The sequence below is a fragment of the Neisseria cinerea genome (genome assembly GCF_900475315.1).
Taxonomy (GTDB): domain Bacteria; phylum Pseudomonadota; class Gammaproteobacteria; order Burkholderiales; family Neisseriaceae; genus Neisseria; species Neisseria cinerea.
In genome coordinates this window covers 1,606,228-1,623,198 of sequence record NZ_LS483369.1, presented here as the reverse complement: position 1 = coordinate 1,623,198, position 16,971 = coordinate 1,606,228, and the positions used below count along the sequence as shown (strand labels likewise).

Here is a 16,971-nt window from a genome sequence, read left to right as displayed (position 1 = left end):
TTTGGGATGAGGTGGGGGAGTTGGTATGGATTGGTATGAATTGGTGGACTAAAGCCCACCGACTCCTCCAATTTTCACCAATTTCCACTACCGATTCCGCCACCTCCCTCAAACACCAACCTGCCGTTTTCAGACGGCATTTCTACTCAATCCAGCAGTGCGTCCACAAACGCGCGCGCGTCAAACGGACGCAAATCGTCTATGCCTTCGCCTACGCCGATGTAGCGGACAGGAACTGGGCGGTCGGAGGCAAGCGCGGCAAGGATGCCGCCTTTTGCCGTGCCGTCTAGCTTGGTAACGATTAAACCGGTCAGCCCCAATGCGTCGTCAAAGGCTTTGACTTGGTTGACGGCGTTTTGCCCGATGTTGGCATCAAGCACGACGATGATTTCGTGCGGCGCGTCGGGCATGGCTTTTTGCAGTACGCGCTTCACTTTTTTGATTTCTTCCATCAAATGAAGCTGCGTGGGCAGGCGGCCGGCGGTGTCGGCCAGCACGATGTCGATGCCGCGCGCTTTGGCGGCTTGGACGGCATCAAAACAAACGGCTGCGGAATCGCCCGTGGTTTGCGAAATCACGGTTACGTTGTTGCGCTCTCCCCAAGCCTGAAGCTGCTCACGCGCGGCTGCGCGGAAAGTATCGCCTGCCGCCAGCAATACGGATTTGCCCTGCGCTTGGAAATATTTGGCGAGTTTGCCGATAGACGTGGTTTTGCCCGCGCCGTTGATACCGGCAAGCATAATCACGAAAGGCTCTTTGGTTTCGGGCAAGACCAGCGGTTTTTCCAACGGCTTAATCAGGTCGTACAGCGCATCCTTCAGCGCGCCGCGCAATTCGTTGCCGTCTTTCAGCCCTTTGAGGCTGACGCGGTCGCGCACGTCTTTCATCAGGTATTCCGTCGCTTCCATGCCCATGTCGCTGGTAATCAACACGGTTTCCAGCTCTTCGTACAAATCCTCGTCGATCTGTCCGCCGCCGAACACGCCCGCCAGCGATTTTGCCATTTTGTCGCGTGATTTGGTCAAGCCTTGTTTCAAACGCGCCGCCCAACTGAGCTTATGTTCTTCTGCCGGAGCAGAGGCTTCAGCCGGTGTTTCCGCAACGGCTTCTTGAACTGGCTCGACAGCTTCGCTAACTGCCTCAACAGCTTCTTCTTTGACTGCTTCGGCCTGTTCTACTGCTTCCTCAGCAGCTTCAGCCACTTCAGACGGCATCTCGGCAACGGTTTCTTTTACCTGTTCAAGAGCCTCGCTGGCGGTTTCAACAGCCGCTTCTTTTGCCGCTTCAACGTGTTCTTCTACTTTTTCGACTGTTTCAGACAGCGTTTCGGTCAAAGCTTCCCGAACCTGCTCGACGGTTTCGCTGACGGTTTCGCTGACAGTTTCAACAGCCGATTCGACAACTGATTCAACATTCCCTTTGACGCTTTCTGCTAAAGATTCGGAATCTTCTTTAATATTTTCAATTACTTGAGCAACTTCAGATTCTATTTTTGCTGCGGTTTCCTGAACTTGAGCCTCCTCAGGAGCCGGAGTTTCCTGTTTTTTCTTGCGACGGAAGAAGCTGAACATTGAATTTTCCTTTTAATTTTAGAAACTTGAAATAGGTAGTATTGTAGCGTATTTTACGCGGCAAGGTTGTCTGAAAATCCGGGCTGTAAGGTTTCGGCATCTCAAACGTCTAATCATACAAACCGTCCACACAGGAAACATCAAAATGAAACCCCGTACTTTCTTTTCCCTTTGCGCCAAGTTCGGCTGCCTGTTTGCGCTGGGCGCTTGTTCGCCCAAAATCGCCGATGCCGAAGCCGCGACCGTGCCGCACACTTTATCCACTTTGAAAACCGCGGACAACCGCCCCGCCGATGTTTATTTGAAAAAAGACAAACCGACGCTGATTAAATTCTGGGCGAGCTGGTGTCCTTTGTGTCTGTCCGAATTGGGGCAAACCGAAAAATGGGCGCAAGATGCAAAATTCGGTTCCGCCAACCTGATTACCGTCGCGTCTCCGGGCTTTCTGCACGAGAAAAAAGACGGCGACTTCCAAAAATGGTATGCCGGTTTGAACTATCCCAAGCTGCCCGTCGTTACCGACAACGGCGGCACCATCGCCCAAAGCCTGAATATCAGCGTTTACCCTTCTTGGGCGTTAATCGGTAAAGACGGCGACGTGCAGCGCATCGTCAAAGGCAGCATCAACGAAGCGCAGGCGTTGGCGTTAATCAGCGATCCGAATGCCGATTTAGGCCGTCTGAAAAATTCGTTCTACAAACCCGACACACAGAAAAAGGATTCAGCAATCATGAATACGCGCACCATCTACCTCGCCGGCGGCTGCTTCTGGGGCTTGGAAGCCTATTTCCAACGCATAGACGGCGTGGTTGACGCGGTATCCGGCTACGCCAACGGCAAAACAAAAAATCCGAGCTACGAAGACGTGTCCTACCGCAACACGGGCCATGCCGAAACCGTCAAAGTGACCTACGATGCCGACAAACTCAGCCTCGACGACATCCTGCAATATTATTTTCGCGTCGTTGACCCGACCAGCCTCAACAAACAAGGCAACGACACCGGCACGCAATACCGCAGCGGCGTGTACTACACCGACCCTGCCGAAAAAGCCGTCATCGCCGCCGCCCTCAAACGCGAGCAGCAAAAATACAAACTTCCCCTCGTCGTTGAAAACGAGCCGCTGAAAAACTTCTACGACGCTGAGGAATACCATCAGGACTACCTGATTAAAAACCCCAACGGCTACTGCCACATAGACATCCGCAAAGCCGACGAACCGCTGCCGGGCAAAACCAAAACCACTCTGCAAGGCAAAGGCTTCGACGCGGCGACGTATAAAAAACCCAATGATGCCGAACTCAAACGCATTCTGACCGAAGAGCAATACCAAGTTACCCAACACAGCGCAACCGAATACGCTTTCAGCCACGAATACGACCACTTGTTCAAACCCGGCATTTATGTGGACATCGTTAGCGGCGAACCCCTATTTTCCTCCGCCGACAAATTCGATTCCGGCTGCGGCTGGCCGAGCTTCACCCGCCCGATTAACGCCGCCGCCGTTACCGAACACGACGATTTCAGCTACAACATGCGCCGCACCGAAGTGCGCAGCCATGCCGCCGATTCGCACTTGGGACACGTCTTCGCCGACGGCCCGCAAGACAAAGGCGGACTGCGCTACTGCATCAACGGCGCAAGTTTGAAATTCATCCCGCTGGAACAAATGGACGCGGCAGGCTACGGCGCGTTGAAAGGCAAAGTGAAATAAGCCGCACCGCCGCCTAACCCGACAAAATGCCGTCTGAAACCCGAAACGTTTCAGACGGCATTTTTTATCCGATGGTGATTTTATTCAGACGGCATCGCCGCCGTTTTCAATCAGCACAGCCAACCTTTCCAACGCAAAGGCGACAGCCTGCGCGCGGACGGATTCGCGGTTGCCGTCAAAACGGCGTATTTCTTCACAACTTCCGCCCGGAAAGGCAAACCCGAACCAAACCGTACCTACGGGTTTGCTTTCGCTGCCGCCGCCCGGGCCGGCAATGCCGGAAATACCGACGGCGTAATCCGCCTGAGCCGCAACTTGTGCGCCTCGCGCCATCTCGCGGACGGTTTGACGGCTGACTGCGCCGTATTCGAGCAGGGTTGCCGGCGATACGCCCAAGCGGTCTTCTTTGGCTTTGTTGCTGTATGTTACAAAACTTTGTTCAAACCATTGCGAACTGCCTGCCACACTGGTAAATGCGGCGGCAAGCAGCCCTCCCGTGCAGGATTCGGCACAGGTTACGGTTTCGCGCTTTATGGTCAGGTTTCGGGCGATGGTGTTTAACGCTTCCATTCCTACCGCTCCTTTTTCAGACGGCATTTTTTACTTCAATACCGTTTTAATCCAGCGTCCGACCCAGCCTCGCTGTTTGGCGTTGATGTCGGCACGGGAAGGGGAATCCGTGTGCGTCGGAGCTTGTGCAAAACGGAACACATCAGGCAGCGGCGTGTTTTTGACGGCCGGGTAAACCCACATCTCAGACGGAACGGCACGTTGCACTTCGCCGCTTTGCAGCCACTGAACGAGTTTTGCCGCCAATTCCGGCTGCTTCGCCCCTTTCAATACCGCCGCGCCTTCAACCTGACGGAATACGCCGCCTTTTAAAAACAGGTTGCCCGTCGGCGGCTCGCTGTATTTACCTTTGGAAAAATACACTTCCGCCGCAGGGCTGGCTGCATAACCGACTACCAGCGGATAAGCTCCGCCGTTGTGCGAAAAGTCGGTGTAATACGCCTCGCTCCAGCCTTTGGCGACCTTCACGCCGTTCTGACGCATCTGCGCCCACCATTTGAACGCACCCGCCTCGCCCATGCTACCAATGTTCGCCATCAGGAAGGACAATCCGGGCGACGAGGTAGCGGGCGACGGCGTAACCAGCAGGTTTTTATATTCGAGACGGGTTAAGTCCTGCAAGGTTTTGGGCAGCGGCAGCTTTTTCTCGGCAAACCATTTTTTGTCGTAATTGAGTGTTACATAACCGTAATCAACCGCCAAAACCGAAGGCAGGCCGACCGAAACCGGCAGGGATTTTGGCTGCTCATCCGCCAAAACGCCCATTTCCCGCGCCTTACCGATATTGGCATTGTCCAAACCGTACACCGCGTCGGCAATCGGATTGGCGCGGCTTAAAATCAGTTTGTTGAGCATTTCGTTTGCATTGCCAGCCTGAATAACGGACACTTTCGCATTGTTTTCCCGTTCGAAACGCGCAATCACCGCTTTGGGCAGGCTGAACGACTTGTGCGCCGCAAGCCTGACCTCCGTCTGAGCCTGCATATATGCCGAAACCGACAGCAGCGGCAGCAGCCAGATTTTCCGTTTCATCCTTCATCCTCCTTAATTCACTGTAAAATGCCATCATAACAAATTTTCATCGTTCAACATGCAAGAAAATCCGACCGTGTGGCTGTTCGACCTCGACAACACGCTGCACGATGCCGACGCAGGCATCTTCACACTCATCAACCGCGCCATGACCGGCTACATCGCGCAACGCCTCCGGCTCTCCGACCAGGCCGCGTCTGACCTGCGTCAGGAATATTGGCACCGTTACGGCGCAACACTTGCCGGCCTGCAAATCCACCACCCCGAAATCGACATTGCGGAATTTTTACGCGAAAGCCATCCGATTGACGAGGTTTTAACCCGGCTGCACGGTATGCCGGAAACACAAAACACCCTGAGCCGCCTAAAGGGGCGCAAGGCGGTTTTTTCCAACGGGCCTTCTTTTTATGTCCGCGCCGTTTCAGACGCACTCGGTTTGACGGAAAGCTTCGACGCACTTTTCGGCACGGACGATTTCGGGCTGCTCTACAAACCCAATCCACAAGCCTACCTCAACGTCTGCCGCCTGCTGGACATACCGCCCGAACGCTGCGTGATGGTGGACGACAGCGCGGACAACCTGCATCAGGCAAAGGCGCTGGGCATGAAAACCGTCTGGTTCGGTGCAAAATCCCACGCGCTGCCCTTTATCGACACCTCGGTAAGCGATATGGCGCAACTGGCACAGTATGCAGAAACTTTGTCAGAACACCGCCAAACTCATTACAATACCCCCTAAACCCCGAAAATACGAAAGAAAAGCCATGCGTAAAACCTTCCTTATCCTGATGACTGCCGCCGCCGTACTGTCGGGCTGCTCATGGGAAACCTACCGGAACGAAAACGGCAAAACAGCCGTCCGTCAAAAATATCCTGCCGGTACACCCGTTTATTACCAAGACGGCAGCTACTCGAAAAATATGAACTACAACCAATACCGCCCCGAACGCCATGCCGTGTTGCCCAACCAAACCGACGGTTCCGAACAAGGCTTACGCGGACAGAACTGGCAAAAGCCCAAATTTCAAAACCGATAAATCCCCTCCATGCCGTCTGAAGCTGCTTCAGACGGCATGGCACAGGAAACCGTCATGCCGCAAAACACTTTAAACATCGTCATCCTCGCCGCCGGCAAAGGCACACGCATGTATTCCAAAATGCCCAAAGTGCTGCACTGCATCGGCGGCAAGCCCATGGTCGGGCGCGTTATCGACACCGCCGCCGCGCTGAATCCGCAAAACATCTGCGTCGTCATCGGTCACGGCAAAGAGCAAGTTTTAGACACCGTCAAACGCGATATCGTCTGGGTCGAACAAACCGAACAACTCGGTACCGGCCACGCCGTCAAAACCGCCCTGCCCCACCTTTCCGCCGAAGGCCGCACACTGGTGTTGTACGGCGACGTCCCCCTGATTGACGTTGAAACCCTCAAAACCCTGCTCGAAGCCGCCGGCAACGAAGTCGGTCTGTTGACCGACGTTCCCGCCGACCCGACAGGCTTGGGCCGCATCATCCGCGACAGCAACGGCAGCGTAACCGCCATCGTCGAAGAAAAAGACGCCGACGCCGCCCAAAAAGCCGTGAAAGAAATCAATACCGGCATTTTGGTTCTGCCCAACGCCAAACTTGAAGCTTGGTTGAACAGCCTTTCCAGCAACAATGCCCAAGGCGAATACTACCTGACCGACCTCATCGCCAAAGCCGTTGCCGACGGTATTAAAGTTCATCCCGTCCAAGTACGCGCCTCCTACCTCGCCGCCGGCGTGAACAACAAACTCCAGCTCGCCGAACTCGAACGCATCTTTCAAACCGAACAGGCGCAAGAATTGCTCAAAGCAGGCGTTACCCTGCGCGACCCGGCACGTTTCGATTTACGAGGCCGTCTGAAACACGGGCAAGATGTCGTGATTGATGTGAACTGTATCTTTGAAGGCGAAGTCGAAATCGGCGACAACGTCGAAATCGGCGCAAACTGCGTCATCAAAAACGCCAAAATCGGCGCAAACAGCAAAATCGCCCCCTTCTCCCACCTCGAAGACTGCGAAGTCGGCGAAAACAACCGAATCGGCCCGTACGCCCGTTTGCGTCCGCAAGCCAAACTAGCCACCGACGTACACATCGGCAACTTCGTCGAAGTCAAAAACGCCGCCATCGGCAAAGGCACCAAAGCCAACCACCTCACCTACATTGGTGATGCCGAAGTCGGCAGCAAAACCAACTTCGGCGCAGGCACAATTATTGCCAACTACGACGGCGTGAACAAACACAAAACCGTCATCGGCGACGAAGTACGCATCGGTTCAAACTGCGTACTGGTTGCCCCTGTAACACTGGGCAACAAAGTAACCACAGGCGCAGGCAGCGCGATTACCCGCAACGTCGAAGACAACAAACTCGCCCTCGCCCGCGCCCGCCAAACCGTCATCGAAGGCTGGGTGAGGCCGGAAAAAGACAAACAATAAAGCCATGCCGTCTGAAGCCGGTTTCAGGTTTCAGACGACATCAACCCTCTCCGATATCAAATAAGGACTGCAAACCATGTCATTACCCCCATGCCCGCAATGCGCCTCCGAATACACCTATGAAGACGGCGGACAATACATCTGCCCCGAATGCGCCCACGAATGGAATGAAACCGAATCCGCCGCCGACCTTGCGGTGGGAGTGCTCGATGCCAACGGCGCGGCGCTGCAAAACGGCGACACCGTCATCCTCATCAAAGACCTCAAGGTAAAAGGCAGCTCGATGGTGATCAAACAAGGTACGAAGGTCAAAGGCATACGCCTGCAGGAAGGCGATCACAACATCGGCTGCAAAATCGACGGCAGCGCGATGAATTTAAAATCCGAATTCGTCAAAAAAGCCTGACCGTCCAAAACAAGAAACGCCGTCCGAACCCGTTTGGCAAGGTTCGGACGGCGTTTTTTATATGGCGGATTTATACGCCCAGCAGCCCTTGTCCCAAGAAGCCGCCTTTTTCCACACCGGGCAGCACGAAGAAATAGCCGCCACCGAAGGGGCTGATGTATTCTTCCAGCGGTTCGCCGTTGAGGAGGTTTTGCACGAAGATGAAACCGTCGGCAAGGTTTGCCTGATAGCAGACGAACACCAGCCCGACATCAAGCTGTCCGCTTGAGGCGAGTCCGCGCGAATAGTTGTAGGCGCGGCGGAAGAGGCGGTGTTTTTTGAGGAATTCGGGATCGCGCGGATTCGCCAGGCGTATATGGCTGTCTTTGGGCGTGGTATTACCCTCGGGGTCTTTGGCAAAATCCGGTTGGTCGGCTTCTTTTTTGCCGTCCATCGGTGCGCCGCTGTATTTTCGCCGCCCGAAAATGTCGGTTTGCTCTTGAAGCGGCGTCCTGTCCCAAAACTCGACAAAGTGGCGGATAAGGCGGACTGCCTGATAGCTGCCGTTTTTCGCCCACTCCGGTTCGTCTAGGCTGTTGGCGGCCACACCCGTCCACAAAACCTCGTCGGCGGTTTTGGGGTCGGAAACTTTGGGGTTGCCCGTGCCGTCACGGAAGCCCAACAGGTTGCGCGCCGCCATCGCGCCGGGTTCGGATTTGGGCTGCCACCCGTCGATACTCCAGCGGATAACGGCGGTTTGGGCGGTGTGTTTGATGATGTCGCGCAGGGCGGCTTGGCAGGTTTCGGGGGTAAAGGCGCAGATTTGCAGGCTCAAATCGCCGTCGCACCAGCTTTTTTGCAGCTTATCGTTGGGGAAGTCGCGCATTTCCTGCAAATGAACCGGTTTTTTGTCTTTGAATCCGAATCGTCCGTCAAACAGGCTGCTGCCCACCCCCACGGTAACGGTCAATCCGTCGGGGTTGAAGGCTTTGCCTAAAATGCCGCTGCCGGCGGGCGGGAGTTTGTCGTCGCCGTCTTGGTATTCGCCGCCTTGGGTGAGAAACTCGATACGGGCGGTCAGTGTACGGAACAGGTTTTCCAACTGCTTGGCGTTTTGCGCGGTAACGTCGAAGGCACACATGATGGAAAATGCCTGCTGCGGCGTAACGATGCCTGCCTGGTGTTCTCCGTAGCAGGGATAAGCTTGGGGCGAGTGTTGGATTTCGGCGGTGCGTTCGGCGGTTTCGCCCTGTTTTTTGCCGCCGAGATAACCTCCGATTGCGCCGACTGCTCCGGCGGCAAGGGCGGTTTTAAAGAGGGTGCGCCTGGTCGGTTGTGTCGGGTTGTTCGTACTCATGTTTTATCCTTTGTTTAAACTCAATATCCGATACGGCGGAACGTAGGGAACGGAAACCTCCGCCTTTTTCAATACCTTTCCGGTTTTGCAGATAAAATTTCAGACGGCATCTGTCGCCAAATGCCGTCTGAACGCTTGAGGCTTATTTCAAACCAAGTATGCCGCGAAGTTGGGCAAGGTCTTCGGCAAGCGCGTTAACGGGGGCTTGCAGCGCTTTGCGGTCGGCTTCGCTCAGCTTGTCGTAGGTTTCAAAACCGTCTTTAGTCCGGTATTTCGCCAGAATTTCGTTGACCTGTTTGAAGTTGGTATCGGTTTTTTCCAACAAGGCTTTGTTTTTGGCCTCAATCAGCGGACGGAACAAATCGACGATTTTTTTCGAACCGTCCACATTGGCTTGGAAGTCGCTCAAATCGGTATGGCTGTACCGGTCTTCTTCGCCGCTGATTTTACTGCCCGCCACTTCTTCAATCAGTTCGGATGCACCACCGACCACATTGCCCGGAGGAAACGCTAATGCGTCGATTTCTTTTTGCAGGGCTTCGACATCAGCCATCAGTTTCGCTGCAATTTCCTTCACGCCGGATACGTCTTTTTCTACCCAAAGGGCGTGTTCGATACGGTGGAAGCCGATAAACCCGGCATCTTTCGCGCCGTCTTTGAAGTCGTCTTCACGCGCATCGATGACAGGGTCGAGTTCGCTGAAAAGCTCGGCAATCGGTTCGATGCGTTCGTAATGGACGCGGGTGGCGGCAAACAGGGATTTCGCCTTTTCAATGTCGCCTGCTTTGACGGCTTCGGTAAAGGTTTTGGTTTTCGCCACCAGCTCTTTGACCTCGCCTTGAACGTAGGCTTTATAGTCGGCGAGCGGTTGGGACAGTTTTTCCAAATCCGCTTCGTTGGCAGTGCCTTTAAAGCCGCTGTCGGTTACCACCAGCTTGCCGCGCGGATTGGTCAAAAGGCCGCAAGTCATTTCGTATTCGCCCGGCAACAGAGTTACGGTCATTTTGTCGGAAAGTCCGGGGGCGATATTTTCGCGCTCGTCCACCACCATCACGCCCTTCAGGATTTCCCATTCGAGCTTGCGGCCGCTGTTGTTTTTAATATTGAACACAACCTGTCCGCTCGGTACGGTCAGCTCCATCGGTTCGCAAGCGTTGTCGTTGACGGCGATACTAACCGAACCGCCCTCGTTGGCGGCTTGCGCCTCACCGGACGCTGCCGGCGCAGCTTTCTCCGCCTCCGGAGGCTGGCACGCGGTCAAACCTAAGGCAAGCATAACGGACAATGCGGTCAAATTGAATTTTCTCATTTCAGTTCCTCTTTACGGGTTAAAGTTTCAGACGGCCTGCTGCCGCGCAAAAACCAAGTCATGACGGGAATAAGGTACAGCAGCCAAACCAAGGCCTCGCCCTGCGTCGGATGGTCGGTATAGCCGAAAAATCCGCCGAGCAGCACACCTAACGGACTGTCTTCGTGCAAATATTTTGATGAGTCGAACACAATGTCCTGAAGCGAGTTCCAAATACCTGCCTCATGCAGCGCACGCAGCGAACCGGCAAGCAGGCCGGCGGCAACAACAATCAGAAACGCCCCCGTCCAACGGAAAAACTTCGCCAGATTCAGACGCATCCCGCCCTGATAAATCAACGCGCCGATAACGGCGGCAGCCAAAACCCCCGCTACCGCACCGACTGGCATCTGCCAAGTCGGGCTCTGTTTGAATACGGCAAGCAGGAAAAAAACGCTCTCCAGACCTTCGCGCGCCACAGCAAGAAACGCCATACCGACCAAGACCCATCCTTGGCCGCTGCCACGGTTCAAAGCCGCCTGCACAGAATCCTGAAGCTGCTGCTTCATCGAACGCGCCGCCTTTTTCATCCATAAAATCATATAAGTCAGCATGGCAACGGCAACCAAACCGATGATACCGACGACAAACTCCTGCTGCTTCTGGGGAATCTCGCCCGTTGCCGAATGGATTCCGTACCCCAGCCCCAAACACATCAAAGAAGCAAGAACAACCCCGAACCAGACCTTAGGCATCAGTTTCGAATGGCCGGACTGCTTCAGAAAACCTGCAACGATACCGACGATGAGCGCAGCTTCGATACCCTCGCGCAACATAATTAAAAAAGCAACCAGCATAAGTATCAGTTTATAAGTAAATGGACGGCATATTATCAGGACATTTATATGTATGACTTGTAAATGAGAATATAAACTATTTTATTTTATTTTTAGACTACCCAGCAGCCGGAAAACTTCAGGGCTGTGTTAAAATCCCATTTTTTAAAACTTTAAGAAATCAGTCTCTTGAAAATCCGATTCAAGGATTTCAACAGCATTGCCCCATTATGAAAAAACACCTGTTTCAAACGGCGCTGTTCGGCATGGTTGCCGCCATTCTTGCCGCCTGTCAAAGCAAAAGCATCCAAACCCTCCCGATTCCCGATACATCCGTTATTCAAGGCCCCGACCGCCCTGCGGGCACCCCTTTTCCCGCCGGTACGGCAGTTTCGGGCGGAGGGGCGGTTTACACGGCGGTTCCTCACGACAGCCTGCCGCACTGGAGCGCGCAAAACTTTACCCAGAGCCTGCAGTCTTTCAGGCTCGGATGCTCAAGTTTGAAAAACCGCCAAGGCTGGCAGGATGTGTGTGCCCAAGCCTTTCAAACCCCTGTGCAACATTTGCCGGCAAAATACTTTTTTGAACGCTATTTCACCCCTTGGCAGGTTGCAGGCAACGGAAGCCTTGCCGGCACGGTTACCGGATATTACGAACCGGTACTGCAAGGGGATGACAGACGGACGGCCCAAGCCCGCTTCCCTATTTATGGCATTCCCAATGATTTTATTTCCGTCCCGCTGCCTGCAGGTTTGAGGAGCGGAAAAAACCTTGTCCGCATCAGGCAGACGGGAAGAAACAGCGGCACAATCGACAATGCCGGAGGCACGCATACCGCCGACCTCTCCCAATTCCCCATCACCGCACGCACAACGGCAATTAAAGGCAGGTTTGAAGGAAGCCGCTTCCTCCCTTACCACACGCGAAACCAAATCAACGGCGGCGCGCTTGACGGCAAAGCCCCCATCCTCGGATATGCCGATGACCCCGTCGAACTTTTTTTCATGCACATACAAGGCTCGGGCCGTCTGAAAACTCCGTCCGGCAAATACATCCGCATCGGCTATGCCGACAAAAACGAGCATCCGTATGTTTCCATCGGAAAATACATGGCGGATAAGGGCTACCTCAAACTCGGACAAACCTCCATGCAGGGCATTAAGTCTTATATGCGGCAAAATCCGCAACGCCTCGCCGAAGTTTTGGGGCAAAACCCCAGCTATGTCTTTTTCCGCGAGCTTGCCGGAAGCAACAATGACGGTCCCGTCGGCGCACTGGGCACTCCGCTGATGGGTGAATATGCCGGTGCAGTCGACCGGCACTACATTACCTTGGGCGCACCCTTATTTGTCGCTACCGCCCACCCGGTTACCCGTAAAGCACTCAACCGCCTGATTATGGCGCAGGATACCGGCAGCGCGATTAAAGGCGCGGTGCGCGTGGATTATTTCTGGGGTTACGGCGACGAAGCAGGGGAAACGGCAGGTAAAATGAAAGAACCGGGTTACGTCTGGCAGCTTCTGCCCAACGGCATGAAACCCGAATACCGGCCGTAAACCGGCAAAACAATGCCGTCTGAAACCTTCAGACGGCATTTTGCTGTTTTCCGACACGGAAGGCGGTTTATAATCCGAAGCGGAAGGTGCGGCACGGGAGCCGTCCGCGCCTGTTTTTTTCAACCTGATACTAAGGAACAGTCATGTGCGGTATCGTCGGCGCCATCCGCGCCCATCACAACGTCGTCGATTTTCTGACCGACGGCCTCAAACGCCTCGAATACCGGGGGTATGATTCATCAGGCATTGCCGTCAATACCGACGGCAACATCAAGCGCGTGCGCCGTGTCGGCCGGGTTCAGTTGATGGAAGACGCGGCCCGTGAAAAAGGAATAGCGGGCAGCATCGGCATCGGACATACGCGCTGGGCGACACACGGCGGCGTTACCGAGCCGAACGCCCACCCGCACATCAGCGGCGGTATGATTGCCGTCGTACACAACGGCATTATCGAAAACTTTGAAAGCGAACGCGAACGTTTGGAAGGTTTGGGATACCGTTTTGAATCTCAAACAGATACCGAAGTCATCGCACACAGCATCAATCACGAATACGCGCAAAACGGCGGCAGGCTGTTTGAAGCCGTGCAATCCGCATCCGCCCGTTTCCACGGCGCATATGCGATTGCCGTCATGGCTCAGGACAACCCGGACGAGATGGTCGTGGCACGTATGGGCTGCCCGCTTTTGGTCGCTTTGGGCGACGATGAAACCTTTATCGCTTCGGACGTATCCGCCGTCATCGCCTTTACGCGCCGCGTGGCGTACCTCGAAGACGGCGACATCGCGCTGCTGGCTTCAGACGGCATCAAAAGGCTGACCGATAAAAGCGGCCTGCCCGCCGAACGCAAAGTCAAGGTATCCGAACTCTCCCTTGCCTCTTTGGAGCTGGGGCCGTACAGCCACTTTATGCAAAAGGAAATCCACGAGCAACCGCGCGCGATTGCGGACACGGCGGAAGTTTTCCTCGACGGCGGCTTCATCCCCGAAAACTTCGGCAAAGACGCCAAAAGCGTATTTGAAAGCATCCGCAGCGTCAAAATCCTTGCCTGCGGCACTTCCTATTATGCCGCGCTGACCGCCAAATACTGGCTCGAATCCATCGCCAAAATTCCGACCGACGTCGAAATCGCCAGCGAATACCGATACCGCAGCGTGATTGCCGATCCTGACCAACTGGTCATTACCATTTCCCAATCCGGCGAAACGCTGGACACGATGGAAGCTTTGAAATACGCCAAATCCTTGGGACACCGCCACAGCCTCTCCATCTGCAACGTGATGGAATCCGCCCTGCCGCGCGAAAGCAGCCTCGTGCTTTATACCCGTGCCGGTGCGGAAATCGGCGTCGCTTCGACCAAAGCATTTACCACGCAACTGGTTGCACTGTTCGGTTTGGCGGTAACGCTGGCGAAGGTACGCGGCTTGGTATCCGGCGAAGATGAAGCACGTTATACCGAAGAACTCCGCCAGCTTCCCGGCAGCGTTCAGCACGCTTTGAACCTCGAACCTCAAATTGCCGCATGGGCGCAACAGTTTGCCAAGAAAACCAGCGCTCTGTTTTTGGGGCGCGGCATCCATTACCCGATTGCCCTCGAAGGCGCGTTAAAACTGAAGGAAATCACCTACATCCACGCCGAAGCCTATCCTGCCGGCGAGCTGAAGCACGGGCCGCTTGCCTTAGTGGACGAAAACATGCCCGTCGTCGTCATCGCGCCCAACGACAGCCTGTTGGACAAAGTCAAAGCCAATATGCAGGAAGTCGGCGCACGCGGCGGCGAACTTTTCGTCTTTGCCGACCTCGACAGCAATTTTAATGCCACCGAAGGCGTGCACGTTATCCGCGCGCCGCGCCATGTCGGCGAATTATCCCCCGTCGTGCATACTATCCCCGTGCAGCTCCTTTCCTACCATGTTGCCCTCGCACGCGGTACCGATGTGGACAAACCGCGCAACCTGGCGAAATCCGTTACGGTCGAATAAGTCCGGATAGTTTGCGAACATGCCGTCTGAAGCCTGATTTTTCAGGCTTCAGACGGCATTTATCCATCGGATTTACGGTATAATTCCCCTTTACCATCTATCCCCAAAAGCATAAACCATGACACGCAAAATCCTCGTTACCTCTGCCCTGCCCTATGCCAACGGCAGCATCCACCTCGGCCACATGGTCGAACACATCCAAACCGACGTTTGGGTGCGCTTCCAAAAACTGCGCGGCCACGAATGCTACTACTGCTGCGCCGACGACACTCACGGCACGCCTGTAATGCTTGCCGCGCAAAAACAAGGCATTGCTCCCGAAGACATGATTGCCAAAGTGCGCGAAGAACACCTCGCCGACTTTACCGGTTTCGGTATCGGCTACGACAATTATTACAGCACCCATTCCCCTGAAAACAAACAGTTTTCCCAAGACATTTACCGCGCGCTGAAAGCCAACGGCAAGATTGAGAGCCGCGTCATCGAACAACTTTTCGACCCAGAAAAACAAATGTTCCTGCCCGACCGCTTCGTCAAAGGCGAATGCCCGAAATGCCACGCCCAAGACCAATACGGCGACAACTGCGAAGTCTGCGGCACGACCTATTCCCCGACCGAACTGATTAACCCGTATTCCGCTGTATCCGGTGCCAAACCCGAATTGCGCGAATCCGAACACTTTTTCTTCAAACTGGGCGAATGCGCCGACTTCCTCAAAGCATGGACTTCCGGCAACAATCCGCACGACGGCAAGCCCCATCTGCAACCTGAAGCCCTCAACAAAATGAAAGAATGGCTGGGCGAAGGCGAAGAAACCACCCTGTCCGACTGGGACATCTCCCGCGACGCGCCGTATTTCGGTTTCGAAATCCCCGACGCGCCGGGCAAATACTTCTACGTCTGGCTGGACGCGCCCGTCGGCTACATGGCGTCGTTTAAAAACCTGTGCGACCGCATCGGCGTCAATTTTGACGAATACTTCAAAGCCGACAGCCAAACCGAGATGTACCACTTCATCGGCAAAGACATCCTCTATTTCCACGCCCTGTTCTGGCCCGCCATGCTGCATTTCTCCGGCCACCGCGCCCCGACTGGCGTGTACGCACACGGCTTCTTGACTGTCGACGGACAAAAAATGTCCAAATCGCGCGGCACCTTCATCACCGCCAAATCCTACCTGGAACAAGGCCTGAACCCCGAGTGGATGCGCTACTACATCGCTGCCAAACTCAACAGCAAAATCGAAGACATCGATTTGAACCTGCAAGACTTTATTTCGCGCGTCAACAGCGACCTCGTCGGCAAATACGTCAACATCGCCGCCCGTGCTTCAGGTTTCATCGCCAAACGCTTTGAAGGCTGTCTGAAAGACGTTGCCGACAGTGCATTGCTGGCAAAACTAACTGCGCAAAGCGAAGCCATTGCCGAATGCTACGAAAGCCGCGAATACGCCAAAGCCCTGCGCGACATCATGGCCTTGGCGGACATTGTCAACGAATACGTTGATGCCAACAAACCTTGGGAACTCGCCAAACAAGAAGGCCAAGACGCACGCCTGCACAAAGTATGCAGCGAGCTCATCAACGCCTTTACCGTGTTAACCGCCTACCTCGCCCCCGTATTGCCGAAAGTGGCCGAAAATGCCGCCAAATTCCTGAATTTGGAAGCCATCACTTGGGCAAATACACGCGAAACCTTGGGCGAACACGCCATCAACAAATACGAACATTTAATGCAACGAGTGGAGCAAAAACAAGTGGACGATTTAATCGAAGCCAACAAACAAAGCATCGCCGCGGCAGCCGCGCCTGCCGCCGAAGAGAGCAAATACGAAAAAGTCGCCGAACAGGCCAGCTTCGACGACTTCATGAAAATCGACATGCGCGTCGCCAAAGTATTGAACTGCGAAGCCGTCGAAGGCAGCACCAAACTTTTGAAATTCGACCTCGATTTCGGTTTTGAAAAACGCATCATCTTCTCCGGCATCGCCGCGTCTTACCCAAATCCAGCCGAATTGAACGGCCGCATGGTCATCGCCGTCGCCAACTTCGCCCCGCGCAAAATGGCAAAATTCGGCGTATCCGAAGGCATGATCCTCTCCGCCGCCACAGCAGAGGGCAAACTGAAGCTCCTCGATGTCGACGCAGGCGCGCAACCGGGCGACAAAGTCGGTTAAGCAGAAATATCAAAAAAATGCCGTCTGAACCCTTTGGGCGTT

Annotated in this window: 14 protein-coding genes; 8 read left to right on the top strand and 6 right to left on the bottom strand. The window is 54.6% G+C overall.

The window, feature by feature from the left end:
• Positions 1 to 146 precede the first annotated feature (146 nt).
• Entirely contained in the window at positions 147 to 1,571 is a 1,425-nt protein-coding gene (ftsY, locus tag DQM57_RS08380) for a signal recognition particle-docking protein FtsY (protein WP_111727510.1), read from the bottom strand.
• Between the two features lie 145 nt (positions 1,572 to 1,716).
• Here ftsY and msrAB point away from each other — a divergent pair, with 145 nt between their 5' ends.
• Positions 1,717 to 3,285, top strand: a complete 1,569-nt coding sequence (gene msrAB / locus DQM57_RS08375) for a bifunctional peptide-methionine (S)-S-oxide reductase MsrA/peptide-methionine (R)-S-oxide reductase MsrB (RefSeq protein WP_111727509.1) — start codon at positions 1,717 to 1,719, stop codon at positions 3,283 to 3,285.
• 84 nt (positions 3,286 to 3,369) lie between these two features.
• On the opposite strand, the gene DQM57_RS08370 is transcribed toward msrAB, so the two are convergent.
• Both DQM57_RS08370 and DQM57_RS08365 read right to left on the bottom strand, forming a co-directional pair.
• Positions 3,370 to 3,855 carry a CinA family protein gene (locus DQM57_RS08370; protein WP_111727508.1) on the bottom strand — a complete coding sequence of 162 codons (486 nt, stop codon included), beginning with the start codon at positions 3,853 to 3,855 and terminating at the stop codon, positions 3,370 to 3,372.
• Between the two features lie 30 nt (positions 3,856 to 3,885).
• Complete coding sequence (locus DQM57_RS08365) at positions 3,886 to 4,887, bottom strand: thiamine ABC transporter substrate-binding protein (RefSeq protein ID WP_111727507.1); 1,002 nt, start codon at positions 4,885 to 4,887, stop codon at positions 3,886 to 3,888.
• A 58-nt stretch (positions 4,888 to 4,945) separates the two neighbouring features.
• Between DQM57_RS08365 and DQM57_RS08360 the strand changes: the two genes are divergently transcribed.
• From DQM57_RS08360 to DQM57_RS08345, 4 genes are all read left to right on the top strand, one after another.
• Entirely contained in the window at positions 4,946 to 5,626 is a 681-nt protein-coding gene (locus DQM57_RS08360) for a pyrimidine 5'-nucleotidase (protein ID WP_111727506.1), read from the top strand.
• A 25-nt stretch (positions 5,627 to 5,651) separates the two neighbouring features.
• Complete coding sequence (locus tag DQM57_RS08355) at positions 5,652 to 5,924, top strand: membrane lipoprotein lipid attachment site-containing protein (protein WP_111727505.1); 273 nt, start codon at positions 5,652 to 5,654, stop codon at positions 5,922 to 5,924.
• Between the two features lie 54 nt (positions 5,925 to 5,978).
• The gene (gene glmU / locus DQM57_RS08350; protein WP_111727735.1) at positions 5,979 to 7,349 is read left to right on the top strand and encodes a bifunctional UDP-N-acetylglucosamine diphosphorylase/glucosamine-1-phosphate N-acetyltransferase GlmU; all 1,371 of its coding nucleotides are present in this window, start codon (positions 5,979 to 5,981) and stop codon (positions 7,347 to 7,349) included.
• A gap of 76 nt (positions 7,350 to 7,425) precedes the next feature.
• Positions 7,426 to 7,755 carry a zinc ribbon domain-containing protein YjdM gene (locus tag DQM57_RS08345; protein ID WP_111727504.1) on the top strand — a complete coding sequence of 110 codons (330 nt, stop codon included), beginning with the start codon at positions 7,426 to 7,428 and terminating at the stop codon, positions 7,753 to 7,755.
• A 70-nt stretch (positions 7,756 to 7,825) separates the two neighbouring features.
• On the opposite strand, the gene efeB is transcribed toward DQM57_RS08345, so the two are convergent.
• The 3 genes from efeB to efeU form a co-directional block, all read right to left on the bottom strand.
• Complete coding sequence (efeB, locus tag DQM57_RS08340) at positions 7,826 to 9,091, bottom strand: iron uptake transporter deferrochelatase/peroxidase subunit (protein ID WP_111727503.1); 1,266 nt, start codon at positions 9,089 to 9,091, stop codon at positions 7,826 to 7,828.
• 142 nt (positions 9,092 to 9,233) lie between these two features.
• Positions 9,234 to 10,400, bottom strand: coding sequence for an iron uptake system protein EfeO (efeO, locus tag DQM57_RS08335; protein WP_111727502.1), 1,167 nt, complete (start codon positions 10,398 to 10,400; stop codon positions 9,234 to 9,236).
• Positions 10,397 to 11,236: an iron uptake transporter permease EfeU gene (gene efeU / locus DQM57_RS08330; protein ID WP_111727501.1), complete on the bottom strand. Its 840-nt coding sequence runs from the start codon at positions 11,234 to 11,236 to the stop codon at positions 10,397 to 10,399. The genes efeO and efeU overlap by 4 nt, the downstream gene beginning before the upstream one ends.
• 209 nt (positions 11,237 to 11,445) lie before the next feature.
• Here efeU and mltA point away from each other — a divergent pair, with 209 nt between their 5' ends.
• The 3 genes from mltA (at position 11,446) to metG (ending at position 16,929) form a co-directional block, all read left to right on the top strand.
• Positions 11,446 to 12,771, top strand: coding sequence for a murein transglycosylase A (gene mltA / locus DQM57_RS08325; RefSeq protein ID WP_111727500.1), 1,326 nt, complete (start codon positions 11,446 to 11,448; stop codon positions 12,769 to 12,771).
• 143 nt (positions 12,772 to 12,914) lie between these two features.
• Positions 12,915 to 14,753: a glutamine--fructose-6-phosphate transaminase (isomerizing) gene (gene glmS, locus DQM57_RS08320; protein ID WP_108044148.1), complete on the top strand. Its 1,839-nt coding sequence runs from the start codon at positions 12,915 to 12,917 to the stop codon at positions 14,751 to 14,753.
• Positions 14,754 to 14,871: 118 nt separating this feature from the next.
• Positions 14,872 to 16,929, top strand: coding sequence for a methionine--tRNA ligase (metG, locus tag DQM57_RS08315; RefSeq protein WP_111727499.1), 2,058 nt, complete (start codon positions 14,872 to 14,874; stop codon positions 16,927 to 16,929).
• The last annotated feature ends 42 nt before the right edge of the window (positions 16,930 to 16,971 follow it).